27 protein-coding genes and 2 tRNA genes are annotated in these 24,435 nt (G+C 54.0%); 19 read left to right on the forward strand and 10 right to left on the reverse strand.

The genetic code is table 11. From position 1 onward, the window contains the following. Window positions 1-60: 60 nt before the first annotated feature. From argB to rpmH, 7 genes are all read right to left on the reverse strand, one after another. Window positions 61-891, reverse strand: a complete 831-nt coding sequence (argB, locus tag Q3Y58_RS02350; protein ID WP_413697775.1) for an acetylglutamate kinase — start codon at window positions 889-891, stop codon at window positions 61-63. Between the two features lie 197 nt (window positions 892-1,088). Beyond that, the gene (locus Q3Y58_RS02355) at window positions 1,089-1,970 is read right to left on the reverse strand and encodes an EAL domain-containing protein (protein WP_319620834.1); all 882 of its coding nucleotides are present in this window, start codon (window positions 1,968-1,970) and stop codon (window positions 1,089-1,091) included. Window positions 1,971-2,275: 305 nt separating this feature from the next. Further along, window positions 2,276-2,923: a ribosome biogenesis GTP-binding protein YihA/YsxC gene (gene yihA / locus Q3Y58_RS02360; RefSeq protein ID WP_274218250.1), complete on the reverse strand. Its 648-nt coding sequence runs from the start codon at window positions 2,921-2,923 to the stop codon at window positions 2,276-2,278. 60 nt (window positions 2,924-2,983) lie between these two features. Beyond that, the gene (locus tag Q3Y58_RS02365; protein WP_319620835.1) at window positions 2,984-3,622 is read right to left on the reverse strand and encodes a CatB-related O-acetyltransferase; all 639 of its coding nucleotides are present in this window, start codon (window positions 3,620-3,622) and stop codon (window positions 2,984-2,986) included. 211 nt (window positions 3,623-3,833) lie between these two features. Beyond that, entirely contained in the window at window positions 3,834-5,642 is a 1,809-nt protein-coding gene (gene yidC, locus Q3Y58_RS02370; protein ID WP_319620836.1) for a membrane protein insertase YidC, read from the reverse strand. After that, window positions 5,632-6,075 (reverse strand): ribonuclease P protein component, encoded by a 444-nt coding sequence (gene rnpA, locus Q3Y58_RS02375; protein WP_319620837.1) that lies wholly within the window; start codon window positions 6,073-6,075, stop codon window positions 5,632-5,634. Before rnpA ends, yidC begins: the two co-directional genes overlap by 11 nt. 67 nt (window positions 6,076-6,142) lie before the next feature. Beyond that, a complete protein-coding gene (gene rpmH, locus Q3Y58_RS02380) occupies window positions 6,143-6,277 on the reverse strand; it encodes a 50S ribosomal protein L34 (protein WP_274218254.1) in 135 nt (44 codons plus the stop codon). 375 nt (window positions 6,278-6,652) lie between these two features. Between rpmH and Q3Y58_RS02385 the strand changes: the two genes are divergently transcribed. The 6 genes from Q3Y58_RS02385 (at window position 6,653) to Q3Y58_RS02410 (ending at window position 11,743) form a co-directional block, all read left to right on the forward strand. Further along, window positions 6,653-7,486 carry a TVP38/TMEM64 family protein gene (locus tag Q3Y58_RS02385; RefSeq protein ID WP_319620838.1) on the forward strand — a complete coding sequence of 278 codons (834 nt, stop codon included), beginning with the start codon at window positions 6,653-6,655 and terminating at the stop codon, window positions 7,484-7,486. 59 nt (window positions 7,487-7,545) lie between these two features. Beyond that, entirely contained in the window at window positions 7,546-8,979 is a 1,434-nt protein-coding gene (locus Q3Y58_RS02390; RefSeq protein WP_319620839.1) for a dihydrolipoyl dehydrogenase family protein, read from the forward strand. A gap of 82 nt (window positions 8,980-9,061) precedes the next feature. After that, complete coding sequence (locus Q3Y58_RS02395) at window positions 9,062-10,588, forward strand: sensor histidine kinase (RefSeq protein WP_319620840.1); 1,527 nt, start codon at window positions 9,062-9,064, stop codon at window positions 10,586-10,588. 204 nt (window positions 10,589-10,792) lie between these two features. Further along, window positions 10,793-10,869, forward strand: a tRNA-Arg gene (locus tag Q3Y58_RS02400). An 86-nt stretch (window positions 10,870-10,955) separates the two neighbouring features. Further along, window positions 10,956-11,032 (forward strand) — tRNA-Arg (locus Q3Y58_RS02405). Between the two features lie 120 nt (window positions 11,033-11,152). Further along, a complete protein-coding gene (locus tag Q3Y58_RS02410) occupies window positions 11,153-11,743 on the forward strand; it encodes a nitroreductase family protein (protein ID WP_319620841.1) in 591 nt (196 codons plus the stop codon). 4 nt (window positions 11,744-11,747) lie between these two features. On the opposite strand, the gene mog is transcribed toward Q3Y58_RS02410, so the two are convergent. Continuing rightward, window positions 11,748-12,272, reverse strand: coding sequence for a molybdopterin adenylyltransferase (mog, locus tag Q3Y58_RS02415; RefSeq protein ID WP_319620842.1), 525 nt, complete (start codon window positions 12,270-12,272; stop codon window positions 11,748-11,750). Window positions 12,273-12,446: 174 nt separating this feature from the next. On the opposite strand from mog, the gene Q3Y58_RS02420 reads away from it, so the two are divergent. The 7 genes from Q3Y58_RS02420 (at window position 12,447) to Q3Y58_RS02450 (ending at window position 17,172) form a co-directional block, all read left to right on the forward strand. Continuing rightward, on the forward strand, window positions 12,447-12,959 hold the full coding sequence (locus Q3Y58_RS02420; protein ID WP_319620843.1) for a glutamate synthase-related protein: 513 nt from the start codon (window positions 12,447-12,449) through the stop codon (window positions 12,957-12,959). Beyond that, window positions 12,946-13,167, forward strand: a complete 222-nt coding sequence (locus Q3Y58_RS02425; RefSeq protein ID WP_274218261.1) for a hypothetical protein — start codon at window positions 12,946-12,948, stop codon at window positions 13,165-13,167. The genes Q3Y58_RS02420 and Q3Y58_RS02425 overlap by 14 nt, the downstream gene beginning before the upstream one ends. Window positions 13,168-13,169: 2 nt before the next feature. After that, window positions 13,170-13,337, forward strand: coding sequence for a hypothetical protein (locus Q3Y58_RS02430; RefSeq protein ID WP_319620844.1), 168 nt, complete (start codon window positions 13,170-13,172; stop codon window positions 13,335-13,337). Further along, window positions 13,334-14,407 carry a Rieske (2Fe-2S) protein gene (locus tag Q3Y58_RS02435; RefSeq protein WP_319620845.1) on the forward strand — a complete coding sequence of 358 codons (1,074 nt, stop codon included), beginning with the start codon at window positions 13,334-13,336 and terminating at the stop codon, window positions 14,405-14,407. The genes Q3Y58_RS02430 and Q3Y58_RS02435 overlap by 4 nt, the downstream gene beginning before the upstream one ends. After that, window positions 14,388-15,167: a hypothetical protein gene (locus Q3Y58_RS02440; protein WP_319620847.1), complete on the forward strand. Its 780-nt coding sequence runs from the start codon at window positions 14,388-14,390 to the stop codon at window positions 15,165-15,167. The genes Q3Y58_RS02435 and Q3Y58_RS02440 overlap by 20 nt, the downstream gene beginning before the upstream one ends. A 112-nt stretch (window positions 15,168-15,279) precedes the next feature. Continuing rightward, entirely contained in the window at window positions 15,280-15,828 is a 549-nt protein-coding gene (locus Q3Y58_RS02445) for a heme NO-binding domain-containing protein (protein ID WP_319620848.1), read from the forward strand. A 6-nt stretch (window positions 15,829-15,834) separates the two neighbouring features. Beyond that, on the forward strand, window positions 15,835-17,172 hold the full coding sequence (locus Q3Y58_RS02450; RefSeq protein WP_319620849.1) for an ATP-binding protein: 1,338 nt from the start codon (window positions 15,835-15,837) through the stop codon (window positions 17,170-17,172). Between the two features lie 14 nt (window positions 17,173-17,186). Here the strand turns inward: Q3Y58_RS02450 and Q3Y58_RS02455 are convergent, their stop codons facing one another. Next, window positions 17,187-17,648 (reverse strand): NUDIX hydrolase, encoded by a 462-nt coding sequence (locus Q3Y58_RS02455; RefSeq protein WP_274218267.1) that lies wholly within the window; start codon window positions 17,646-17,648, stop codon window positions 17,187-17,189. A gap of 367 nt (window positions 17,649-18,015) precedes the next feature. On the opposite strand from Q3Y58_RS02455, the gene kynU reads away from it, so the two are divergent. The 6 genes from kynU to Q3Y58_RS02485 all read left to right on the forward strand — a co-directional run bounded on the left by kynU (window position 18,016) and on the right by Q3Y58_RS02485 (window position 24,106). Continuing rightward, on the forward strand, window positions 18,016-19,221 hold the full coding sequence (gene kynU, locus Q3Y58_RS02460) for a kynureninase (protein WP_319620850.1): 1,206 nt from the start codon (window positions 18,016-18,018) through the stop codon (window positions 19,219-19,221). 251 nt (window positions 19,222-19,472) lie between these two features. Beyond that, window positions 19,473-20,246, forward strand: coding sequence for an ABC transporter ATP-binding protein (locus tag Q3Y58_RS02465; RefSeq protein WP_319620851.1), 774 nt, complete (start codon window positions 19,473-19,475; stop codon window positions 20,244-20,246). After that, window positions 20,246-20,968, forward strand: coding sequence for an ABC transporter ATP-binding protein (locus Q3Y58_RS02470; RefSeq protein ID WP_319620853.1), 723 nt, complete (start codon window positions 20,246-20,248; stop codon window positions 20,966-20,968). Before Q3Y58_RS02465 ends, Q3Y58_RS02470 begins: the two co-directional genes overlap by 1 nt. 4 nt (window positions 20,969-20,972) lie before the next feature. Beyond that, on the forward strand, window positions 20,973-21,845 hold the full coding sequence (locus Q3Y58_RS02475) for a branched-chain amino acid ABC transporter permease (RefSeq protein ID WP_319620854.1): 873 nt from the start codon (window positions 20,973-20,975) through the stop codon (window positions 21,843-21,845). 11 nt (window positions 21,846-21,856) lie between these two features. After that, window positions 21,857-22,846: a branched-chain amino acid ABC transporter permease gene (locus tag Q3Y58_RS02480; protein WP_319620855.1), complete on the forward strand. Its 990-nt coding sequence runs from the start codon at window positions 21,857-21,859 to the stop codon at window positions 22,844-22,846. A gap of 57 nt (window positions 22,847-22,903) precedes the next feature. Then, entirely contained in the window at window positions 22,904-24,106 is a 1,203-nt protein-coding gene (locus Q3Y58_RS02485; RefSeq protein WP_319620856.1) for an ABC transporter substrate-binding protein, read from the forward strand. Between the two features lie 62 nt (window positions 24,107-24,168). Here the strand turns inward: Q3Y58_RS02485 and hemP are convergent, their stop codons facing one another. Beyond that, a complete protein-coding gene (gene hemP / locus Q3Y58_RS02490) occupies window positions 24,169-24,327 on the reverse strand; it encodes a hemin uptake protein HemP (RefSeq protein WP_274218274.1) in 159 nt (52 codons plus the stop codon). Between the last annotated feature and the right edge of the window lie 108 nt (window positions 24,328-24,435).

Below are 24,435 nucleotides of genomic sequence, written 5' to 3' on the forward strand. Positions count from 1 at the left end.
TGAAGCAGTGGCAAAAGAAAAAGGCCCTAAACAGGACCTTGTTCTTGGGGCTGTGAAGAATTATGGCACGATCAATGTGCCTGCCCCGTGGTCTGTGAAGAGCTCCAGAAGCACTGCGTGAGGCACCTTCCCATCAACAATCACAACGCCCTCCACGCCGCGTTCCAGCGCTTCCATGCAGGTTTCCACCTTCGGGATCATGCCGCCCGAAATGGTGCCATCTGCAATCAAGGCGCGGGCGCCCGCTGCAGTAAGCTGCTTGATGAGCTTGCCGTCCTTGTCCAGAACACCAGGAACATCGGTCAGGAAAAGCAGGCGTTTTGCCTGCAGTGAGCCTGCTACGGCCCCCGCGAAGGTGTCGGCGTTGATGTTATATGTCTCACCGTCGCGGCCCGGTGCTACGGGCGCCACCACGGGGATGAGGTCCTTTTCAAGGATAAGTTCCAAAACCTTCGGCTTGACGACATCCGGCTCGCCAACGAAGCCTAGATCGAGAATTTCCTCAATCTTGGAGTCAGGATCGCGGTGTCTGCGGTGTAGCTTTCGCGCCAACACCATATCGCCATCCTTGCCGCTCAGCCCGATAGCGCGGCCTCCCTCGGCATTGATGTTCTGAACGATGCTCTTGTTGATTGAGCCGCAAAGAACCATTTCGACGATTTCAACAGTGGCGCGGTCTGTCACGCGCAAGCCGCCCTTGAACTCGCTTTCGATGTTCAGTCGCTTCAGCATGCCGCCAATCTGCGGGCCACCACCATGCACGACAACCGGATGCACGCCTGATTGTCGCAGGAGTGTGATGTCTCTGGCAAAGGCATGGGATAGTTCGTCATCTCCCATGGCATTGCCGCCGTACTTAACAACGACGCGGGTGTTGTCGTAGCGTTGCATGTAGGGAAGGGCTTGGGCAATAACCCGTGCGCGGGTCGCAGACTCAACAGAATTCATCGCAAACATCACCTTGTCGAGATGAGCATCACTCATCATCACATGCAGTCACGCAAATCACGGGCGCACTGCTGAGCTTGCGCTTATAGCGTGTTTCTTGAGGCACCTCAAACAGTTCAGCACACCACTTTGGGCGAGCATCATGCCGGTATCACGTTGAAACCATGCTGCAACAAGCGCTCAAACTCGGTGCGTGTAACTGGTTTGGAGAACAAAAAACCCTGAGCTTCACTGCATCCCAGTTCTTTCAGTACCTTCAGCTGCCCCTCTGTTTCCACTCCCTCAACGGTCACTTTCAAACCAAGTTTGATAGCCATCTCAACAATTGAGGTACATGTTCTCATGTGATGACTGGGCTTGTCCAAGCAGCTTACGAACGCGCGGTCGATCTTGATGCGTGAGATCGGGTAGTTCAGCAGGTGCTTGAGGGAGGCAAATCCCGTTCCAAAATCATCAACGGCGACGGAAATCGCGGCAGCCTTGAGATTCTCGAGAGTGGACTTGAGGTGGGGGATGCGGTCCAGCTCCACATCCTCGGTAATTTCCAGCTCAAGTGCGGAGGCCGGCAGTGCATGACGTTCCAGTATGGCGGAAACAAACTGTGGCATTTCCGATTCCGCGAGCTGGGGCGCACAAGTGTTCACGGCAATTTTGAAATCTTTCTCAAAGCCGCGCCGCCAACGCGCAGACGCCTCGCAGGCGCGGTCAAGGCACCAGTAGCTCACGGCTCGCCCGAGTGCGCTGCGATAGAGCGTGTTGGCGAAACCGGCAGGCGGTATCAAGCCGCGTGTGGGATGGTTCCAGCGCGTAAGAGCTTCTGCGCCAATGATCCGGTTGTCCGCTAACCGCACGATGGGCTGATAGTAGACCTCAAACTGCTCGTGTTGGAAAGCTTCCTGAAGTTCTTCATGAGCCGGCGATACGTTTTCAATCGAGGCATAAGGCACACCGTTATGGCAGGTGCCGCGAATGAATTGAAAAAGCCTGAGGAGACCACGCGGTTTCGCTCTCTTCGCGGTCACCTGGTTTCTCATGAGCGGCGGTGTATTAGTTTTCCATCGCAAGTCATTCGGATGCATCCCCCATGCCTTCCAGAAAGTAACGGTTTGAAAAAATCACCGGTGCCACACCGGTGATGGAATATCATTAATAACGTTAGGATAAGGGCACGCCTAGTCTCTCGCCGTCAAGGAGTAACGATTGGCCCGCCAGATTTGCGGGGTCTTAATTTAGCATTGGCGAATATAGAGGTTCATACGGCGCAGTGGGTTGTCTCGGCTCGCATGCGTAGAGCAGATGACAATCAAATCCCCGTGATCAGGAAGCCTTACTGATTAGCGAGTTTGTAAACCTCGGCCCGCACTTCCGGAAGACCCCAGCCCTTCTCGGAGGATGTCGAAATAACTTCCGGATAAGCGGCAGGGCGGCGCGACAGCTTTTGCAAGGTTTCTTCTTCAACGCGCTTGAGCTGGCCCGGCTTCAGCTTGTCGCCCTTGGTCAGGATGACTTGATAGGGTACAGCCGCCTTGTCTAGCACTTCCATTGCATCGAGGTCGTTCTTCTTGAGGCCATGCCGGCTATCAATAAGCGTAAACACGCGGCGCAGTGTCGCCCGGCCCCGAAGATAGTCGAAGACAAGATCAGTCCAAGCATCGACGAGGCCCTTAGGAGCCTGCGCGTAGCCATAGCCCGGCATATCAACCAGATTGATTGGACTTTCAGGAGCCGTGAAGAAGTTCAGCATCTGTGTGCGACCGGGCGTGTTTGACGTGCGCGCCAAACCCTTGCGCCCGGTGAGCGCGTTGATAAGGCTGGACTTGCCAACGTTTGATCGCCCTGCGAAGGCGATTTCAGGCAAGTTCAGCGGTGGCAATTGCTCCAGTTGGGCAACGGAAGTCAAGAAATCCCACTCACGCGCAAAGAGAAGGCGGCCTGCTTCCAGCAGTTCTTTTTGTTTTTCTTCTTCAGGTGTCATGAGAGGTCTTCCGGTTCGGTCCGTGGTCATCTTACAGCAAAAGCGTTGGTTGGAGTGCTGTTACACCGCGTTCTCCAAAGCCGCAAGGTCTGCACCGCGAATTGCGGCGAGGTTTCGCGAAATTTTATCAATCGGCCAGTCCCACCAGGCAATGTCCAGAAGCCGCTCGATGGTTTTGTCGCAAAAACGCTTCTTCATCACCTGCGCGGGGTTGCCTGCTGCAATGCAGTAGGGCGGTACATCTTTTGTGACCACGGCATAAGCGCCAATAATAGCCCCGCTTCCGATGGAAACGCCCGGCATGATTGTGGCCCCGCGTCCAATCCAGACATCATTGCCGACAACGGTGTCGCCCTTCTGGGAGGATGTAAAAGTTGAAAAATCGACACCCTCTTCCCATCCATGGCCAAAAATGTTGAAGGGATAAGTCGAAAAGCCGCCAAGGGCATGGGTCGCCCCGTTCATGATGAACTGCGTTCCCGTTGCCAGCGCACAGAACTTGCCAATCACCAACTCATCGCCAATAAAGTCAAAATGATAGAGTACGTTTCTGTTCTCAAAGTCAGAGGCGTTATCATCATCATTGTAGTAGGTGAAGTCGCCAACCTTGATGGTTGGCCGGCTGATGACGTTTTTCAGAAAAACAGTATGTGGCTCGCCATTAAGCGGAAGCCGCGTCGTAGGGTGCGGACCAGGCATGGTGCCTCCATAAATAAGCTGCAGTTGCGGGAAAAGCGTCTCGACAGAGATGCATCATTCTCGATTGTCAGCTTACTTGTCCACTGAACCTACTCCTATTGTGGTGGTGGCTTCACGTGTCGCACGCTTGAGCTGCTTGCGCAAGGCGTTGGCGCACAAAAAAAGCGCGGCTCAGCGGCCGCGCTTCTATGGGTTGCCTGAAAGGCTCGCGTTACTTTGCGTCGCCACCTTCAGAAGACTTCTTTCCGAACATGCCCTTCAAGTTGTCGAAGAGTTCCAGCTTCACTCCTTGACGGCGCATGATCACGCCCTGCTGAAGGATGGAGAGGAAGTTGTTCCATGCCCAGTAGATCACCAAGCCTGCAGGGAACGTCGCCAGCATGAAGGTGAACAGAACTGGCATCCAGTTGAAGATCATCTGTTGCGCCGGTTCGGCAGGTGCCGGGTTCATCTTCATTTGCAGGAACATGGTTACACCCATGATCAGCGGCCAGATGCCAATCATCAACATTGCTGGCGGATCCCAAGGGATCAAACCAAACAGATTGAAGATGGTGGTTGGGTCCGGTGCAGAAAGGTCCTGAATCCAGCCAAAGAATGGTGCGTGACGCATTTCGATGGTGACAAACAACACCTTGTAGAGGGAGAAGAAGACAGGGATCTGGATCAATACCGGCAAACAGCCTGCAAGCGGATTGATCTTCTCGGTCTTGTAAAGCTCCATCAGCGCCTGCTGCTGCTTTTGCTTGTCGTCCTTGTACTTCTCGCGGATCTCGTTCATCTGCGGCTGCACGAGCTTCATTTTACTCATGGAGACGTAGGACTTGTTCGCCAGCGGGAAGAAGATGGCTTTGACGATAACAGTCACGACGAGAATAGCCACGCCGAAGTTGCCAAGCACGGAATACAGCGCGTCGATAACCCAGAACATAGGCTTGGTGATGAAGTAGAACCAGCCCCAGTCGATCATGAGATCGAAACTCTGGATGCCCTTTGTTTCTTCATAACCGTCAATCAGGCTGGAGACTTTTGCGCCCGCATAGAGGTCTCCGGTCATTTCGGCGGAGCCGCCTGCAGGAACGACGGTCGCGTCTCCCAGATAGTCAGCTTGGAAGTTGTCACTAGCCTGACTGTAGGAGAAGCTAGACTGGTAGCTCGTGCCAGGTGTTGGGATCAGCGTTGCCGCCCAATACTTGTCGGTGAAGCCCAGCCAACCCTGATTTGCCTTTGCAGGACGGATCGCACCATCTTCAACGAGATCCGAGTAGTCGATTTCCTTGAGGCCTTCTTCGCCGATGACGCCGATGAGGCCTTCATGCAGAACGAAGTAACCTGTGGTTTGCGGTTCACCTGTGCGCACCACCAGACCGTAGGGGTAAAGGGTGACCGGCATATCAGTCGCGTTCTCTACAGACTGTGTGACGGTGAACATGTAGTTCTCGTCAACGCTCACAGTGCGTTTGAACGTCAGGCCTTCGCCGTTGTCCCAGGTCAGGGTCAAAGGGGTTGATGGGGTCAGCTCTCGGGAGCCTTCGACGCTCCACTCCGTGTCTGTACCCGGTAGCTTTACGTCTGCGCCCGGATCAGATACCCAGCCATACTCAGCGTAATACGGCTTTGGGCTGCCCTTTGGCGACAGCAGGATGACGGTGTCGCTGTTGGGATCTGTCGTTTGGCGGTAGTCCTTCAAGTGAAGGTCGTCAAACTTGGCGCCAATCAGGTTGATGGAGCCAGAGAGGCGAGGGGTGTTGAGCTCGATGCGTGGAGACTGGGCAATCGCAGTTTGGCGGCTGACCTGTGTCTGAGCTGCCGTCTGCGCGCCCGGGCCTTCCGGTGCGACGGAGCCATCTGGATTAACGACCGGCGCGTTGGAGCCGCTCTGCTGCTCTTGTTGTGCAAGCTGAGCCTGCTGTTCGGCCTGCTGGCGTTCCAGTTGTGGCCCGGCGTAAAAGAACTGCCATGCCAGCAGCACGCCCAGCGACAACACAATCGCCAGAATCATATTCCGATTATCGTTCATCGACTAGATCACTCGTGTTTGAACTGGTGAATGTTTGCACCCGCGTTTGTTCTTGAGAACGGCCCCCACCTGAGGCTTTACGTTCGCTGTCACTTTTGCGCGGTTTAGGTTTCTTAAATGCGTTATATATGCTGCCGGTGAGGTCTTGAACCAATTTATCGAATGGTTGTGACAACGCACCACGCCGACCAATGAGGACATAGTCCGCCCCATCCTCTGCCGCACGGGGCCCTGCGATGGCAATCGCAGCTCGCAATCGGCGTTTGATCCGATTCCGCTCAACAGCATTTCCGGTTTTCTTGGTAACCGTGTAACCGACCCGAGGGTCTCCGCAGCCGCGTGTTTTGGCTGCCTGAAGCACAAAAGCACGCCGAGATGTCCTTCCGCCTTTGGCGACGGTCAGAAACTCGGAGCGCTTTTTGAGTGTTTTCATAATTTTAACTGCGGCGGTTGTGACAAAATGTGAAAAACTGTCTCGCCGCCGCACAGCGTCGTCGTAATTATGCGCTCAGACGCTTACGACCCTTGGCGCGACGACGTGAAAGCACCTGGCGACCGCTCTTGGTGGCCATGCGTGCGCGGAACCCGTGACGCCGCTTGCGAACGAGGCGGCTTGGTTGAAAAGTACGCTTCATTTTATTCTACCCAATGTTCAAAGCTTAAGCTTTGAAGGAATTTTAAGTTGGACCGCACTGCCCAAGTGAACCTTTTCAGGTCAGGTCATAGAAATATGACGGCGAGGGATGCGCATCCTAGTCGGGGGCGCTTATATTAGCCGCAGCGGGGCAAGTCAATATAAGGCGGGCCGGAAAATGCCATTCCAAGGCACTTTAACTCTCAAGAAAACCTAAGCCACCTCCAAGGTTCTTCAGGACTCTGGCGTTTCACAAAAGCCCACGAACCTGTGATTATCCCGGATCACAGAAAACCTGTAGGTCTTAGAAGGGTATGGAGCGGCGCAAAGGATTCGCTGAGTCTCACTGGCGAGGTTCTCGCAACGCGGAAGGCAAATGTTAGAGCCAGGGGCAAAGGGCAGGTTCATGGTGACACGAGACGAACAAGAACACGCATCGCCGAAAAGCACCAGCATCGGAGCAAAGCTGAAACGCTGGGCGCCGATCCTCGTGCTTGTCGTTGTCATGCCGGTCGGGTTGTCCTTTGGCTGGCATGAGCATCTGTCGTTGAGCGAAATCATTCGCAATCAACAAGTGCTGCAGGGCTGGGTTGCATCAAACCCGGTTTTGGTGGGGCTCGCTTTTTTGTTGATCTATGTGGGTGCTGTCGCGGTGTCCTTTCCCGGAGCATCCTTCATCACCATCGCCGGTGGCTTCATGTTCGGCTGGCTTGCCGGTGGACTAATCGCGGTCGTGGGAGCAGCAACTGGAGCCACCATATTGTTTCTGGCGGCGCGCACTTCGGTTGGTGCGGCGTTGAAAGAGCGCGCAGGTCCGTTCGTCGACAAGATGGCGTCAGGTTTTAGAGAAAATGCGTTCAGCTATCTGCTGTTCTTGCGTCTCACGCCTGTATTTCCATTCTGGCTCGTGAACATCGCGCCCGCATTGTTTAACGTCTCCTTGCCAGTCTATCTGGGGGCGACACTGATCGGCATCATACCCGGCACTTTCGCCTATGCCTTTGTGGGTGCTGGCTTGGGCAGTGTGATTGAGGCGCAGGAAGCACTCAATCCAGGATGCGGTGCTGCGGGCACCTGCGAGGTGGAGCTAAGTGCGCTCGTTACACCGGAACTCATCTGGGCGCTCGTCGCACTCGGTGCGGTGGCGTTGATCGCTCCAGTTGTTGGTATCATGAGAAAGCGCCGTAGGTCCGCAAACGGTGCAAAATAGTTCCAAATCCAATTATCACTTTAAGCTTTTAGTCGTTGCTGCGTTTGAAGGTGGGATCCATGCAAAAAACAATTTTAACGCCCGACATTTGTGTGATTGGCGCGGGTTCCGCTGGATTGACTGTCGCAGCAGCTGCGGCCGCATTCGGTGTTGAAGTTGTGCTCATAGAGAAAGACAAGATGGGCGGAGACTGCCTGAACTACGGCTGTGTTCCTTCAAAGGCGCTCATCGCCGCAGGGAAGGCTGCACAGGCTCACAGGAATTCTGCCAAGTATGGCGTGAAAGCAAACGAACCCTCAATTGATTTTGCCGCTGCAAACGCGCATGTACGCAACGTAATTGCAGCAATTGAGCCGCACGACTCGGTTGAGCGCTTTGAGGGGCTTGGTGTCAACGTAATCCAATCCGCGGCGCGCTTTGTTGATGCTGAAACCGTTGAAGCTGGCCACTATCTGATCAAGGCACGCCGTTTCGTCGTCGCGACCGGCTCCTCAGCCTTCGTGCCGCCGATTGCCGGGCTGAATGAAGTCCCGTATCTGACCAACGAGACGTTGTTTGATCAAACCAATCGCCCCGATCATCTGCTGATTATTGGCGGTGGCCCAATTGGCATGGAGATGGCGCAGGCGCATCAACGTTTGGGCTCCAAGGTAACGGTCATCGAGGCGTCAAAAGCACTGTCCAACTCTGATCCCGAGTTCGCGGCGATTGTGATCGATCGTCTCAGGGCCGAAGGGGTTGATATCCGAGAGGGTGCAAACGTCGAAAAGGCCGAGAAGAGTGAAAACGGTGTTCGACTGACGCTCAAGCAGGCCAATGGCACAATTGACTACGTTGATGGAACGCACCTGCTTGTTGCCGCTGGTCGCTCGGCCAACATCACCAATCTTGGTTTGGATGAAGCAGGCATCAAAACCCACAGCAAAGGCATAGAAGTCGACAAGGGACTGCGCACAAGCAACAAGAAAGTCTATGCAATTGGCGATGTTATCGGCGGGCTGCAGTTCACCCATCTCGCCGGAGCGCATGCGTCGTTACTGGTGCGTACCTTGCTGTTTCGAATGCCGGTAAACCATCACAAACTGGTTATTCCCTTTGTCACCTACACAGAGCCGGAACTTGCGCATATCGGCATGACCGAGCAGGAAGCGCGCCAGGTTCACGGTGATGGTCTCAAGGTGCTCACGGCGGATTTCTCAGGAAATGACCGGGCGCTTGCGGAGGGCAAAACCGTCGGCAAGGTGAAGCTCATCGTGGGAAAGGGCGGCAGGCTCGTAGGGGCGGATATCGTTGGCCCTCAGGCGGGTGAGCTGTTGGCCCCTCTGGCGTTGATGATTTCAAAAAAGATGCATGTAAAGGCCCTTTTGGACCTGATGCTTCCGTACCCGACATTGACTGAGGTCTTGAAACGAGCGGCGCTGTCTTACTACGCTGGCGCGGCAGAGAGCCCATGGTTACGCCGTCTTCTGGCATTCTTGCGGAAGTTAGGTTGAATGACAAGGATTTGGCACGTTGCAGTGCCTTGGTGATCTGATAAAACTAAGGTGACTTCGGCGATCAATTAAAGTTGGCAGCGTGCAGGATCTAAAGAAGAACTCAAACACTGGTGAAGCAAAACAGGGAGCAGAGCGCCCAAGCGGGCGGCGCACTGGCTTTGGGCTGTCCAGTAAGCTGCTGGTTCTTACCATTCTTTTTGTGATGATCAGCGAGGTCTTGATCTTTGTTCCCTCGATCGCGAACTACCGCAACAACTGGCTTCAAGACAACTTGGCCGTTGCCGGTGTTGCGGCATCCCTCATTGAGGATGCAGGGTCCGTTTCAGAGAGGGTGCAGCATGAGCTGCTAGAGGCAACAGGCGCGCTGGCCATCTCATATAGCCACGACGGCATGCGGCGCCTGATTGCCATGAGCGAAAAGCCTGATGGGTTTGCCGCTACAATACGCATGGAACAAGAAACGCCATGGTCTGCAATCGCCTGCAGTTTTGAAACACTGCTCGGCTTCAAAGCTGGCAACATCCGTGTGATCGGAGATGTGCGCATGGGGGCGGGGCAGGTGGATATGGTGATCCCGGTTGCCAAGATGCGCGCGGACTTGCTGGCTTACTCCCTGAATATTCTCCAGTTGTCGCTGGTTATCTCGATAATAACCGCAACGCTGGTGTATTCCTCCCTGCGCTGGCTCTTTCTTCGCCCCATGCAGCGCCTCACCAGTTCTATGGACAGATTTGCCCGCGACCCTGAAAACAAGGGTGAAATCATATCGCCCTCCAACCGCGCCGATGAAATTGGAGAGGCGGAGCGACAGCTCGCGGCAATGGAGACGAAGCTAAATCAGGCCTTGAAGCAACAACGCAAGCTGGCGGATCTTGGGCTTGCTGTTTCCAAGATAAACCATGACCTGAGAAACATCTTGTCCTCTGCGCAGCTCTTCATCGAGCGTTTGGAAGGGTTGCCGGACCCAACCGTGCAGCGCATCGCGCCAAAGCTGCTGGCAACACTGGATCGCGCGACAAGCTACACCAAGGCGGTAATGTCCTATGGGAAGGCTCAAGAGGCGGAGCCAAACATCAGGGTAATCCGCTTGGCAGGTGTTGTGTCGGATGTGGAAGAGGTGCTCGGCCTTAGCGGCAATGATGACATCTGCTTTGAGAGCCATATCTCTGAGGATCTGGAAGTCAACGCAGACCCTGAGCAGATCTTTCGTGTGATCATGAACTTGTGTCGGAATGCGGTTCAGGCCATGCAGGAGGACAAGACTGTTGATGCATCTGTCATCAAGCGCATCACGGTCGATGCCGAAGTGCGTGGCGACAGGATAGAGCTTCTTATCTCAGATACGGGGCCGGGTGTGCCGGAAAAGATGCGTGAAAACCTGTTCCGCGCTTTCCATACTTCGGGCAAGGCCGGAGGCACGGGGCTGGGACTGGCTATCGCCGCTGAAATCGTAAAGGCCCACCAGGGAACACTTTCCTTGAAAGAAGACGGTTGCCCTGGAGCCTGCTTCGTTATTTCTCTGCCGCACCGCGAACAGCCGAAAAAGAAGGGCACAATCACTCGCCTTTTCCCGAAGGATACGCAGATTTCGGCTGGTGGCGACTGAGAGAGGTTACGTAATTCACTTTAAAAAACAGAGAATAAGCCCTGAACGAACGGTGCTGGCTTACTGTTTTTGTCCACGTTAAATTGCATCTGCATATCTTTTTCCCCAAAACATAGGGACTGACAAAAAAAAGATACAAAAGCGCTTGCCAAGTGTCAGCATCAGGGATAGATAGAGCCCCGTTCCGAACGGAACACACGGCAAGCACCGGTAGCTCAGCTGGATAGAGCACCAGACTACGAATCTGGGGGTCGGGAGTTCGAATCTTCCCCGGTGCGCCATTTCTTCAAGCCTTCCTTGAGTATTCAAGACGTCTTGTTGAAGCGCTGCATAGCCTCTATGGTTCAATGCAGGCAATGCCTCATATGCACCGGTAGCTCAGCTGGATAGAGCACCAGACTACGAATCTGGGGGTCGGGAGTTCGAATCTTCCCCGGTGCGCCATTTCTCCCCAAAACTGTATTCTCAAAGCAGGCTGGCCGTATCGGTTTTCTGCCCTTTTGTTGTGTTTTTAAGCGTTTAGCCGTAACTTGTGGTTCGTGCAACGCATTCAGAAGCCATCATATGTCCCGGACTGCGGTTACTCCTGAAAACCTTATCGAACTTCTGGAAAGCCGTGTTTCGGCTTCTTTAAAGGCAATGGACGGTAGCGGGCCATCTGACGAGGAAGTGGAGCAGCTGATTGCTGCAGCTGCTACTGCGCCGGATCATGGACGTCTCACGCCCTATCGCTTCATGAAGGTAAGCATGGAGGGACGTCGGCGTTTGGGAGATCTCTTTGAAGCCGTCGAAAAGGGACGCAACCTTCATGCCTCGCCGGAGACGTTGGAACAGGCCCGGCAAAAGGCCTATCGCGGGCCATGTCTCCTCGTCCTGATCGGCTGTTTTCGAAGTGAGTTGGAAACGGGTATTCCAGAGGATGAGCAGCTTGTAACGGCGGGTGCAGCCCTGCAGAACCTGTTGGTTGCTGCCACTGCCATGGGATATGCCAGCCGGGTCACCAGTGGGCGGGGCGCCAGATCTCCTTTGTTTCACAAAGGGTTGGGGCTGCAGGAGAACGAGCGCTTTCTCTGTTTTGTTTCTCTAGGCCACGTGGCGCTACCTAGGCCAGCGAAAGGCAGACCTGAACCTTCAAGTCTGCTCTCCGAGTTCTAACGGCCTATTTGTTCTTGGGGCGAAACACCTTGATCACGTCAGGGTTGGTTTCAATTCGTCCAGCGCCAATAAGATCAAGGCAATAGGGTACAGCCGGGAACACGGCATCAAGGCATGTCTTGATGGCGGCTGGCTTGCCCGGCAAATTGATGATCAAGCTTCTGCCCCGAATACCTGCGGTCTGACGTGAAAGAATGGCGGTTGGCACTTCCTCCAAGCTCACCTTGCGCATCAGCTCTCCAAAGCCAGCCAATTCTTTTTCCATGACGAGTGCCATGGCTTCCGGCGTCAGATCTCTGGGAGCTGGTCCAGTGCCGCCTGTTGTAAGGATCAGGTCGGCGCAAACATCGTCACAAAGCTCGATCAGGCAGTCCTTCACGCTCTCAATACCGTCAGGAATCATGCGTGTAACCGGCTCCCACGGCATGGAGAGTGCATCTCGCATATAGGCCATGATTGCTGGGCCGCTTTTATCTACATACTCTCCCGAAGTCGCCCGGTCTGAAATTGTAACGGCTGCAATCTTCACGCCTCTGCCCTCCTGCTGCAAAAGAACCTTTCCTGTTGCGTAGCATCCGACGTGGGTTGGTCAAAACACAAATTAGTAACTTAGATTTGTATCTTCCAAAAAAATAAGAGCCTGACCTTGCCGGAAAGTTGGCCTACGGTCTTCAATGACGTTACGTCAACAAAAGGTCTGCCAATGCAAAAGAAAAAAATAGCCGCGTTCAGCGAATTGGAAGATCGTAAACCCTCCCATGCCCTTGTTGCAAATGTGGATCTTGTCCTTGTCAAATATGATGATGAGATCTCCGTCATGTATGGCCGGTGCCTGCACCGAGGTGCGATAGAACCGCAACAGTTTGCCGAGTTCGCCGAGGAAGTACGTGAGGAAACCGAAGGGATCCCCATTGGTTGCAAACTCTCAGCTCAGCACATCGAAAAGGACAGTGATGCGGCGTTGGCGGTAGGCGTGGACTACATCATTCTGGACGAACGCGGCGGCGGTACTTGGGCAGCACCAAGTTTGTTTCGAGATAACATCTCCGTTCCCACCATTCCGGCACTTGCCCGGGCGCGCGGGCATCACCGCTTGTCAGAGTTCAACATCGACGACCTTTGCATTTGGAAAGAGGAAAACGCCAAACTTTCCGGGATTTCATTCAGTGGCGTGAGTTTTGATGACATGGGGAGGGAGTGGAATGGCCGTTGCTGAGATGCTGTTGGAAATATTGATCTACTACGCTCTCTTAGGCTTCATGGTTGCCATCGTCTTTCTGATCTTTGGCATCGGCAAGGTGGAACGGGCCGCCAAGGGCGCATACTTCTTCCGGCCACAATTGATCCCCGGCATCATGTTGTTGTGGCCAGTGGTGATTTATCGCTGGCGAAAGCTGGCCCAGTCACCTGAGCAGGAGGGTTAGCCATGCAACGCAGACAACGTCGCGCCCATCAAGTCATCTGGTGGTTCCTAGCCATCCTCATCCCTGTGGTGGTTGCGATCGCAGTTTTCAGCAATCCGACTGGCAATTCTCAGCAGCCTGCGGTGCCACTGGATGACCGAGCCAAACAGGTTGAGGGAGGTCAAGGGTGAGCCACAAGTACATTCCGGTCATTTGGAACCGAACCAAGATTGTTTATGACATTGTCGCGGTGGCCTGCATCGCAGCTTACCTAGGTGTCTACTTGTATGTAGCACCGCTTTTTCAGACCGTGACCCTTCCCATAGACGCGCTCATTTATCGAGCTCAAGCTTATGGCACCTGTGTTTTTTTTCTGCTCACAGTCATTTTGTGCATTGGCCCGCTGGCCCGCTTGGACACGCGCTTTTTGCCTTTGCTTTACAACAGGCGTCACCTCGGAGTGATGACTGCGTGCCTCGCGGTAGTGCATGTAAAGTACATTCTGGATTGGTACTACGCCTTCTCTCCGACAGATCGGTACGTGGCGGTTCTGGCTGCAAACACCAGCTATTTTCAGTTCCTTGGTTTTCCCTTCGAAGTGTTGGGACTTGCAGCACTGTTGATCCTCTTGGTGCTGGCCACCACAAGCCATGACTTCTGGCTCCATTTTCTGGGGCCTCCCCTTTGGAAGACGCTTCATATGGGCATCTATTTTGCCTATGCGCTTGTCGTCTTCCATGTTGCGCTTGGGGCGCTGCAAAGCGCTGCCGGTCCGGTTATGCCCCTGGTGGTTGGTGCGTCAGCGTCCCTTGTGATCACGTTGCATGTGCTAGCCGCACGCAAAGAACGGTCAACGGAAAACGACGTGCCGCTTGAAACTGACGACACACCGTGGGTGGTTGTGGGCGATCCAATGCAGATCCCCAACAAGCGAGCACAAATCGTTGCTCTGAAGGAAGATGAAAGGGTTGCCGTGTTTCGCGACGGCGACAAAGTATCCGCCATATCCAACGTGTGCGCTCACCAGAACGGACCGCTTGGGGAGGGGAAGATTGTATATGGCTGCGTAACCTGCCCTTGGCATGGCTATCAGTATCGGGTTGAAGACGGCTGTTCGCCGCCGCCTTTTACTGAAAAGGTCCCCACATATCGCCTGAAGCTGAAAGGCAATCTCCTTTTATTGGACCCCATTGCCTTGCCAGCGGGAACCTACATTGAGCCAGTTGTTGTGGGAGGCGTTCATGCAGCAGAAAAAGCCTAAGGGTAAACCGGACCCGTTTTTTATCGGGTGGGCCAAAAAGCCTCCCAAGCTGTTGCAGGGCTTTTTATTCTTTGTCTCCGCTGTTCTCGTGGGCGGGGCGGCTGGTGTTGCTTTCAGCATTGGCGCGTCTGTCCCTGATCCTGGCAACGGCACGTTCTTGTGGAGTGCCGGCTATCAGACCATGACCGGTGTTGTTGAAGCCAAACCCTATCCGGTCTTGCGCTTGCCGCCGAGTGAACCGGGAGGCGAACCGCGGGCACTGCTTTTGTCCGGGGTCGGCAAGCGAGGCGTTCAGGGATTGGCCGGGCCGCTCAATGGTAAACAAGTCGATGCAGGCGGGGTGCTGCTCAAGCGCGGCACAATCGAAATGCTGCAGGTCGGCGGCCAAGTGAAGTTACGCGCGGCAGAGACCCCTCTCAATAGCTTTGAACCGCAGCCCGCCGAAGATCTTGGAAGGTGGCGTCTTTCTGGTGAGGTTTGCGATGGCAAATGCTATGTTGGCGCCATGCGCCCCGGCGTGGGGCTTGCGCACAAGGCCTGTGCCAACCTGTGTCTCATCGGCGGGGTTCCGCCTGTCTTCGTCAGCACCAGTCCCGTCGATGGCAGCAGCTTCTTTTTGCTTGCCGATGCGCAGGGCAATCCAGTGCCTGAGGATCTGTATGACCTCACGGCTCTGTTCATATCCCTTGAAGGCGAAATAGAGCGCCGCGATGATCTGTTGATCTTCAAGGCAGATCTGACGACGGCCAAGCGCCTATAGCTTCAAACGGGTGTGCCGGTTTCTTGCGTGTTAATCACTTCTTTTCATTCTTTACCTAAGGTTAGAAATTGGATTGCAGCAACGCCTTAAAACAACAAGAACAGGGGCGAACATGCTTGGTGTCGTTTTTTCAGAATTCATGGAAATGGTGGAAGAAGAGTTTTCGCCTGACGTGGCCGATAGGGTCATGGAGCAAGTCGAGGACATGTTGCCCAGCGGCGGTGCTTACACGGCTGTAGGGGAGTACCATCACAGCGAAATTCTAACGCTGATCGGTCAACTCAGTGCAGACACCGGGGTGCCCGTGGAGGATTTGGTCGAAAAATTTGGGCGATATCTCTTTGCCCGGTTCGCCGTGCTCTACCCAGAGTTCTTCCAAGGCGCGGACGATGCATTCACCTTCCTCGGTACAATTGAAGACTACATCCACCGCGAAGTGCGGAAATTGTATCCGCATGCAGAGCTTCCAAGCTTCGATTGCGATCGACCGAGCGACGCAGTTCTTATCATGCATTACGAGTCCAAACGCCCATTTGCGCCATTGGCACATGGCCTTATTCATGGCTGTATCGATCACTTTGGACAGGAAATTATGGTTCATATGGACATGCCGGAGGAGAAGGCTGGCAGCGCCGCAACATTTACCCTCAGGCGGACGTGATGACCGATGGATGCTTTCCGACTGCAAAGGCGTTTAGAGCGCGAGCGAAAAGCCCGCAAAGAGGCTGAACGCCTATTGGAAAACAAGGCGCGTGAGCTGTACATGGCCAACCAGGCCCTTTCACAGACGCTGGAAGACCTTGAAGAACGCATTTCCTTACGTACCCAAGAGTTGAGGCAAGCAACCCGCATGGCTGAAGAGGCAAACCGGGCAAAATCCGAGTTCCTTGCCAACATGAGCCACGAAATCAGAACGCCACTGAACGGCATCATCGGCATAAGTGAACTGCTTCTCGATACCGAACTCGATGAAAAGCAAGGTCAGCTCGCCGGTATGATTCAGGACTCCTCCAACGCATTGCTTGAGATCATCAATGACATCCTGGATTTTTCCAAGATTGAAGCCGGTCATATGAATGTACACACCGGCTACTTCAACCTCGAAAGCGTGCTGCAGGCTGTTTTCAGCATCAACTACCATCGCGCCATGCGAAAAAAACTGAAGTTGGAGCTCCGCTACTCCCCCGTGCTACCTCGGACTTTCATTTCAGATCAGGCGATGGTGCGTCAGATTTTCTCCAATCTGGTGAGCAACGCGGTGAAATTTACTGAAGTGGGCAGTGTAAACATTACCGTCTCTGACAGAGCTCAACTCGTTCCGGATGGTATTCGAGTGGAGGTTGCAGACACAGGTATCGGGCTTGCCAATGAAGACCTGACAACGATCTTTGAAAAGTTCCGGCAGGTAGAAAGCGGAGCAAGCCGCAAATATGCTGGCACCGGGTTAGGCCTTGCCATCACCAAGTCACTGGTTGAACTGCTGGGTGGGCAGATCACCGTGACATCGCAGAAAGATGTCGGTACGACATTTGTGGTCGAGTTGCCTCTGAGCGCGGCAGAGGGGGACCACAGTGTGTTGGGCGCTGGTTTGCATGACGCGGGCAAAAGGCCAGAAAAGAAACTGCCTGAGGGCATGCGCATTTTGATCGTGGAAGATACTCTAACCAACCAGATGGTGATGAAAGCCTATCTGGAAACGGAGCCGCTTGACGTCGTTCTTGCCAATGATGGTCGCTCAGCAGTGGAAGAGTTCAAGAGACAAAAGCCAGACCTCATTTTCATGGATGTTTCAATGCCGGAAATGGACGGCTACGAAGCGACCGAAATGATCCGAACCAACGAATTGCAAACGGGTGCCGAGCGTACCTGCATCATAGCGCTGACCGCCAACGCAACGGAAGAGCACAAACGTAAGTGCCTGCAAGCGGGTATGGATGATTATCTCTCCAAACCGGTCACAAAGGGCAGTGTAATGGAGAAACTCATAGAGTGGTTAGGAGCCTGAGGTGAAGTTTCACCTCAGGCATGTTCCAATTCCGCTTCCCATTCTATGAGAAGCTTTTTCAGGCCGTCCTCATCAACGAGATCAGCAGCATCAGAGAAGGAGAACCATTTGCGGTTTCTTTCATCCTTTTCCGGCCAGCGCTTCATCTCGTCTTTGACTTTGAGGGGGTATACGCTTACCTCGCAAAGCACAGGGGCCTTGTCACCGCGCAGCTTTACATAATGGTATTTTCCAATTTTCTTGGACCCAATGTTACCTTTTATGCCAGCTTCTTCGTAAGCTTCTTGTTTTGCAGCTTCGGCGTCAGTTTTGCCCTTCATGGGCCAGCCCTTTGGGATAACCCAGCGCCTTGTTTCGCGCGAAGTGATAAGCATGACCTCCGGACGTCCTTTTTTGCCCAAGCGGAAAGGTAGAGCCGCGCATTGCACGCCCTCCTCAAAGAATGGGTGTTTGGAATGGACGATAGGTTTGCTCATCCTCGTGAATTCCTAGTGCTGGGCTCGAAAGAGCCCATCCTTTCATTTCATTCAGTGATATTTGTCTAGATATTTGCTCTATTATTATAATTCTCAAGTGCGGTGAAACACTGCTTTTGTCGACCAAGGGCCTATCTGCCGCAACGGCTATATGGACCAAAGATTAATTTCGTAGGCGCATAAATCCAAAAATGCCGAAGGGCAAGGTGAAAATTTCTCTCGGATCAGCGCATAAAAATCCCTTGTATCACCTCCCTTATACCGGGAAATTGCTTAGCAGTGCAAATCTCGGGGTGAACTTATTGAGTTCCTAATTGGTAATATTGCGTAAGGTAACGCATCTGGCAGAAGTTATTCAGGGGGAATGGTGCGAAAAACACACACTGACTTTGAGGCAACGAAACGCCTCTTCACGCTTCCGGGTTCTTTGATATACCTCGACGGTAATTCTTTGGGCGCAATGCCGAAAAACGTCTCCGAACGGGTTCAAAAAACAGTGGATGAACAATGGGGCGTGAGTCTTATCCGAGGCTGGAATGACCATGGTTGGGTTCATAAACCCTCAAGCATTGGGGATCGCATTGGAAAACTCATCGGGGCCGAAAACGGGACTGTGCTTTGTGGCGACAATACGTCCATCAACGTGTTTAAAGCGCTCGCCACGGCTGTGAAAATGCGGCCGGACCGGCACATCATATTGTCTGATACGGGCAACTTCCCAACGGATTTGTACATGGCTCAAGGCCTTTCAAGCTTGTTGGAGCAAGGGCATGAGTTGCGGCTCGTCGAGCCGGAGGGCGTGGAAGCGGCTTTGGATGAGACGATCGCGGTGATGATGCTCACCGAGGTGGACTACCGCACAGGTCGCCGTCACAACATGAAGAGCCTCACAGCAAAAGCGCATGAAGTGGGCGCGTTGACGCTTTGGGATCTTGCGCACTCTGCAGGTGCCTTTCCGGTACACCTCGATGCATGTGAAGCCGATTTCGCAGTTGGCTGCGGGTACAAATACCTCAACGGTGGCCCAGGGGCTCCAGCCTTCGTATATGCTGCAAAGCGTCATCACGAAGCCATGACCACGCCTCTTGCCGGGTGGTGGGGACACGAAACCCCTTTCTCATTTGATCTGGACTATCGTCCGGCTTCTGGCATCAACCAAATGCGGGTTGGAACGCCTTCCGTACTGGCCATGGCGGCCATGGAGGCCGCTCTGGATCTTTGGGATTTGGTGAGCCTTGACGATGTACGCATACGCTCTGTCGACCTGTGCGAGCTGTTCATTGCCGAGGTGGAACGCCGCTGCCCGGAGTTGACACTTGCCAGTCCTCGAAGCGCCGAAGACCGAGGATCTCAGGTCTCGTTCCATGCTGAAGAAGGTTACGCCATCATGCAGGCGCTCATTGCTGATGGGGTGATCGGCGATTTTCGAGCGCCTGATATTATTCGCTTCGGTTTCACACCTCTTTACATCGGCCCAGAGGACGTCGTTGGGGCAGCAGAGGCTTTGGAAAGAATTCTCAAGGAACGGCGTTGGGATCGGCCTGAATTTAAAGTGAAAGCTGCCGTAACCTAAATATCCGACGTATGCGCGAAAAAAAGTCATATACTTGCTGAGAAATTGTCGGGTGTTTGGTTAGGTGGTTTTACTGGTTCATCCTGCGAAAAGCTGCTAGATCTTTAAAAAGAAAAACAAAACCAGAGATTTTATCAGGCATACAAAACGATTTGGTTCGCGAAAAAGCGGGCCCATAGCGTTTACTCCAGATGGGGAACGGGGGCAGAGTTGGCGCCATAAGCTGACCTGCCCCCTATTGGGGAGAGAGAATGCTTCAGGTCGAGGGGCTGACAATGAACTTCGGCGGCTTTACTGCCGTCAACAAGTGCGCGTTTTCGATTGGTGCTGGAACAATAACAGGTCTTGTTGGGCCCAATGGCGCGGGCAAAACCACTCTGTTCAACCTGATTGCCGGGGCGTTTCAGCCCACGTCAGGCAAAATCCGCTTTCAAGGCAAAGATGTAACGAAGCTTTCGACGGATCAATTGTTCCACCAGGGGCTGGTGCGGACGTTCCAGATCCCTCACGAGTTTCACCGGCTCTCCGCCCTTGAAAACCTGATGATGGTGCCGCCAGCGCAGAAAGGGGAGACCCTGCTGTCAAACTGGCTGCAATTTGGTGCCGTCAAAGCGCAGGAAAAAGAGGTGCGCGCACGTGCATGGGAAACGCTTGAGTTCTTGGAACTCACTCAGGTGGCCTTTGAACGCGCGGGCAACCTGTCCGGAGGTCAAAAGAAACTACTTGAGCTCGGGCGCACCATGATGACGGATGCCAAGCTGGTGCTGCTTGATGAGCCTGCAGCCGGTGTAAACAGAACCCTCCTGCGCAAACTGGAACAGAAGATAGAAATCCTGAACAAGGAGCGTGGATTTACATTCATGCTCATCGAACACGACATGGAGATGATCGAGAAGCTCTGTTCTCCAGTCATTTGCATGGCTGAAGGTTCGGTTCTGATTGAGGGTGATTTCCAGACAGTACGTTCTGATCCGCGCGTCCTTGAAGCTTATCTTGGCGAAGTCGCCTACGGGGAGACAGCCTGATGCTGCAAAAGGCGACGAGCCACGTGTTTGCCATGCAAGAAGTTCGCGGAGGCTATGGAGATGCAGACATTCTCCATGGTGTTTCCATTGAGGTGGCCGAAAAAGAAATTGTTGTCATTGTCGGCCCGAATGGGGCGGGCAAATCAACGGCCATGAAAGCCATTTTTGGCCTGTTGAAAGTCCGTGGGGGCTCCATCATGGTTGATGGCACAGACATCGCCGGATGGACGCCAAACCGCATTGTTCAGCACGGAGTTTGTTACGTGCCGCAGGTCAACAACGTCTTTCGCGAGATGACTGTGCATGAAAATCTTGAGATGGGGGCGTTTCTAAACAAGGGCGACTTCACCGAGGCGTGTGATCGTGTCTACGCTTTGTTTCCAGACCTTAGAGAACGCCGCCGTGCCCTAGCTGGGAACCTGTCAGGCGGCCAACGGCAAATGGTCGCCATGGGGCGAGCCTTGATGCTGAGCCCCAAACTGTTGCTGCTGGACGAGCCGACTGCGGGCTTGTCGCCAAAGTACATGGAGCAGATTTTCGAGATCACCCGCGGTGTGCGGGATTCCGGCGTTTCCATTTTGTTGGTTGAACAGCACGCCAAACAGGCCCTGGCGTTTGCGGACCGTGGTTATGTGTTGGCTGCGGGGCAAAACCGCCATGAGGGCCGGGCCGCTGATCTGCTTGCAGATCAGGAGGTCGCTGAAATGTTCTTGGGCGGGTAGGGCAATGACACTGCTGGAACTGATAAACTTTTATCTCATACCGGGTGTTGTGCTCGGTTCAATTTACGCACTGGGCGCTGTTGGCATCACATTGGTCTTCGGCATTTTGCGGTTCGCGCACCTGGCCCACGGGGACCTTGCGACTTTCGGGGCGTTTGCCGCCTTGGCATTGGTTGCTGCAGGGGGCGTCAATGTCTGGGTTGCCTTGCCACTTGCCATGGCCATCTGCGGCGTGGCGGCGATTGGCATCGACAAGTATTTCTACGACTACCTCAAAGAACGGCCGAAGATTCTGACCGTGATGGCCTCTCTCGGTATTGCCTTGATGCTGCGTGCCGTGGTGCAGGTGGTGTGGGGCGTTGATACGGAAACATACACCCGCGGAATTGTGCGCCCGGAGACCTACTGGGGTATCCGTATTCGCGATCGAGAGCTGTATACGGTTATTGCCATGCTCGGCATTGTGGCGGTGCTCTGGTTCTTCTTAAAGAACACCAAATGGGGCAAAGCCATGCGGGCGATGTCTGACAACCCTGATCTGGCTTTGCTTTCTGGCGTCGACAACCGCAAGGTTACCATGCTCACCTGGATGATCGTTGGCATGCTGTGTGCTGCCGCTGGTTTCTTCCTCGGCCTCAACACCGAGCTCAAGGCGCTGATGGGGTGGACCATGCTGTTGCCCATGTTCGCTGCAGCCATTCTGGGCGGCGTGGGCCGCGTCGAAGGGGCTGTCATTGGCGGGTTGATCATCGGCATCGTTGAAGAGACGTCTGTGCTGTTCATCCCGACAGAATACAAGGCCGCACTCGCCTTCGCCATTTTGTTGATCATCCTGCTTGTACGTCCTACCGGGCTGCTCAAGGGCAAGGTTCTGTAAGGAGGTCGCTCATGGAACTTATCGGACTTGCCAACTACGCTGTTTACATGGCGATTTTCATTGGCATCTACGCCATTCTTGCGCTGGGCCTGAACATCCAGTGGGGCTTTACAGGCTTGTTCAACGCGGGTATCGCGGGTTTCTTCGCTGTCGGCGCTTACGTTTCGGCAATCCTGACGTCGGCCGATGTTGCAGACCGAATTGGTGGATTTGATCTGCCCATCGTTGTGGGATGGATCGGCGCCATGGTTGCCGCAGGCCTGATTGCCTGGCCCATTGGCAAAATTTGTTTGCGTTTTCGCTCGGACTATCTGGCCATCGCCACCATCGGTATCGCCGAAATCATTCGATTGGTCGTGAAGTCAGAAGGCTGGATGACGGGCGGTGCCCGTGGCGTCAACAATGTGCCGCGCCCATTTGGAGACCTGGAGTATTTTCAATCTCAGCTCGCCTACATGCTCATGGTCTTCTTAATCCTCGGCATCGTTTACTTCCTCGTCGAGCGGCAGATCCATGCGCCATGGGGCCGCATGATGCGCGCTATCAGGGACAATGAAGCCGCCGCTGCGGCCATGGGTAAAAACATCGAGCGCCGTCGCCTCGAAGCCTTCATTTTCGGTGCTGCCATCATGGGGCTTGGGGGGGCTCTGTTCGCCCACTTCAACCGGTCCATCACACCCGAGGCGGTTGATCCAATGGTCGCCACATTCCTTATCTGGATCATGCTGATCCTCGGTGGGTCGGGGAATAATCGCGGTGCGATCCTCGGCGTTGCAGTGGTCTGGATCATCTGGTCCATGTCGGAGATGATTACCGATCAGCTGCCGCAGGAATACGCGATCAAAGCCAAGTACATGCGAGTGTTCATCATTGGCTTGATGTTGCAGCTTGTGCTGCGGTTCCGTCCGGAGGGGATTTTGCCGGAACCGCAATACACCGATGAAACAAACAAGGAGAAGGTGCAAAGGGGAAGCCCAGCTTCCGATGCACCCACCACTTAGCGATCGAGTGGCCCGATGCTGGCCAAAACAACAAGATCCAACCGGAGGTTTGTGAACATGAAGCTTACTTCACTTGCATTCACGGCAGCTCTTGCAGGAGCTACCGCACTTACGTCACACACTGCACTGGCAGACGTTAAAGTTGGCCTGCTTGGCGGTGTTTCTGGGCCGATTGCAGCAATGGCTCCGCCAATGCTTGATGCCGCGCAGCTTGCCTTCCAGCAGGTCAATGAACAAGGTGGCGTTGCTGGTGGCCAGATGATTGAGGCTGTCGTTGGCGATAGTGGCTGTAATCCGCAAAACGGCGTGGACAGCGCAACCAAGCTGGTAAACGTAGAGCAGGTTGTTGGCCTGGTTGGTCCGCATTGCTCCGGCGCGGTTATTGCGGTCGCCAACTCTGTTTCCGTGCCTGCTGGCATTGCTTTGTTGACGCCATCTGGCACATCTCCGGAAATCACCAGCATCGAGGACAAAGACACCGTTATGCGTACCGTGCCATCTGATGACTATCAGGGCCGGGCGCTTGCGCGGGCGCTTTTGGAACGGGGAACCAAGAAGGTTGCTGTCGCCTATTTGAACAACGACTATGGTACTGGCCTGGCTGAATCTTTTAAGGCTGAGTTTGAAGCCAATGGTGGCGAGCTTGCTGGATATGCCGCGCACGAGGAAGGCAAGGCGTCCTACCGCTCAAACCTTGCAGCGTTGGCACGTGATGGCGCCGACACCCTTGTAATCTTTGATTATGGTGACGGCACAGGTCTAACCATTCTGCGTCAAGCGCTTGAGAACGGCTTCTTTGAAAACTTTGTTGGCGGCGACGGCATGAAGTCTGAAGCCATCATCAACGAACTTGGGGCCGAGAACCTGACGACATTTGTTGCGTCCTCACCGGTAGGTACAGCATCCAGCAGTCTCGATCTGTTCAATGATGCTTTTGCCGGTATCGGCGGAGACCCGAACGCAATTTTTGTGACCACGTCATATGATGCAGCCTTCCTCATGGCGTTGGCTATTGAGAAAGCTGGCGGCGACAAGGCCGCAGTCGCTGCAGCTCTGCGTGAAGTTTCAAATGGTGAAGGTGAACCGATTCTTCCGGGTGAATGGAAGAAGGCAACAGGCCTCATCGCAGAAGGTAAGGCAATTGATTACAAGGGTGCCTCAGGTGACCTGGACTTTGACGAAAACGGAGATGTCCCCGGTGCCTACGCCATGTTCAAGGTTTCAAATGACACTTTCGAATCTATTGGTGAGATGAAGTAAGCAGTCCTACGCTGTGGAAGAACGCGCGCCGGTCCTGATAAACAGGGCCGGCGTTTTTATGCCTACTTGGTCAGAATCAATTTGCCGAGTTTGGTGATGGTAAGGCGGTACTCATCATCGTTGTGCGAGATCTTGATCTCACGCGTGCCTTTGAAAAGTGCCTTACTATCAATCTTCTGAGTGCTTTCGCTATCAGTTCCTTGATGAGCGATCCTAGTCATTTCTCAGCCCCGTTTCTTCGACAAGTTAGCATCCTCCGGTTGTTGCCGGATATTTATAACTTGACTTTCATACTCATATTTAAGTAAGAAAGCAACGACTGTTTGCCA

Source organism: Nesiotobacter zosterae (assembly GCF_033843645.1).
GTDB lineage: Bacteria > Pseudomonadota > Alphaproteobacteria > Rhizobiales > Stappiaceae > Pseudovibrio > Pseudovibrio zosterae.

What these genes read in the sequence shown, in the direction of transcription:
- argB (WP_413697775.1), bottom strand. Translation starts at nt 891, where the DNA reads ATGCAACGCTACGACAACACCCGCGTCGTTGTTAAGTACGGCGGCAAT.
- yihA (WP_274218250.1), bottom strand. Translation starts at nt 2,923, where the DNA reads ATGACACCTGAAGAAGAAAAACAAAAAGAACTGCTGGAAGCAGGCCGC.
- Q3Y58_RS02365 (WP_319620835.1), bottom strand. Translation starts at nt 3,622, where the DNA reads ATGCCTGGTCCGCACCCTACGACGCGGCTTCCGCTTAATGGCGAGCCA.
- yidC (WP_319620836.1), bottom strand. Translation starts at nt 5,642, where the DNA reads ATGAACGATAATCGGAATATGATTCTGGCGATTGTGTTGTCGCTGGGC.
- rnpA (WP_319620837.1), bottom strand. Translation starts at nt 6,075, where the DNA reads ATGAAAACACTCAAAAAGCGCTCCGAGTTTCTGACCGTCGCCAAAGGC.
- rpmH (WP_274218254.1), bottom strand. Translation starts at nt 6,277, where the DNA reads ATGAAGCGTACTTTTCAACCAAGCCGCCTCGTTCGCAAGCGGCGTCAC.
- Q3Y58_RS02385 (WP_319620838.1), top strand. Translation starts at nt 6,653, where the DNA reads ATGTTAGAGCCAGGGGCAAAGGGCAGGTTCATGGTGACACGAGACGAA.
- Q3Y58_RS02390 (WP_319620839.1), top strand. Translation starts at nt 7,546, where the DNA reads ATGCAAAAAACAATTTTAACGCCCGACATTTGTGTGATTGGCGCGGGT.
- Q3Y58_RS02410 (WP_319620841.1), top strand. Translation starts at nt 11,153, where the DNA reads ATGTCCCGGACTGCGGTTACTCCTGAAAACCTTATCGAACTTCTGGAA.
- Q3Y58_RS02420 (WP_319620843.1), top strand. Translation starts at nt 12,447, where the DNA reads ATGCAAAAGAAAAAAATAGCCGCGTTCAGCGAATTGGAAGATCGTAAA.
- Q3Y58_RS02425 (WP_274218261.1), top strand. Translation starts at nt 12,946, where the DNA reads ATGGCCGTTGCTGAGATGCTGTTGGAAATATTGATCTACTACGCTCTC.
- Q3Y58_RS02430 (WP_319620844.1), top strand. Translation starts at nt 13,170, where the DNA reads ATGCAACGCAGACAACGTCGCGCCCATCAAGTCATCTGGTGGTTCCTA.
- Q3Y58_RS02440 (WP_319620847.1), top strand. Translation starts at nt 14,388, where the DNA reads ATGCAGCAGAAAAAGCCTAAGGGTAAACCGGACCCGTTTTTTATCGGG.
- Q3Y58_RS02445 (WP_319620848.1), top strand. Translation starts at nt 15,280, where the DNA reads ATGCTTGGTGTCGTTTTTTCAGAATTCATGGAAATGGTGGAAGAAGAG.
- Q3Y58_RS02450 (WP_319620849.1), top strand. Translation starts at nt 15,835, where the DNA reads ATGGATGCTTTCCGACTGCAAAGGCGTTTAGAGCGCGAGCGAAAAGCC.
- Q3Y58_RS02455 (WP_274218267.1), bottom strand. Translation starts at nt 17,648, where the DNA reads ATGAGCAAACCTATCGTCCATTCCAAACACCCATTCTTTGAGGAGGGC.
- Q3Y58_RS02465 (WP_319620851.1), top strand. Translation starts at nt 19,473, where the DNA reads ATGCTTCAGGTCGAGGGGCTGACAATGAACTTCGGCGGCTTTACTGCC.
- Q3Y58_RS02470 (WP_319620853.1), top strand. Translation starts at nt 20,246, where the DNA reads ATGCTGCAAAAGGCGACGAGCCACGTGTTTGCCATGCAAGAAGTTCGC.
- Q3Y58_RS02475 (WP_319620854.1), top strand. Translation starts at nt 20,973, where the DNA reads ATGACACTGCTGGAACTGATAAACTTTTATCTCATACCGGGTGTTGTG.
- Q3Y58_RS02480 (WP_319620855.1), top strand. Translation starts at nt 21,857, where the DNA reads ATGGAACTTATCGGACTTGCCAACTACGCTGTTTACATGGCGATTTTC.
- Q3Y58_RS02485 (WP_319620856.1), top strand. Translation starts at nt 22,904, where the DNA reads ATGAAGCTTACTTCACTTGCATTCACGGCAGCTCTTGCAGGAGCTACC.
- hemP (WP_274218274.1), bottom strand. Translation starts at nt 24,327, where the DNA reads ATGACTAGGATCGCTCATCAAGGAACTGATAGCGAAAGCACTCAGAAG.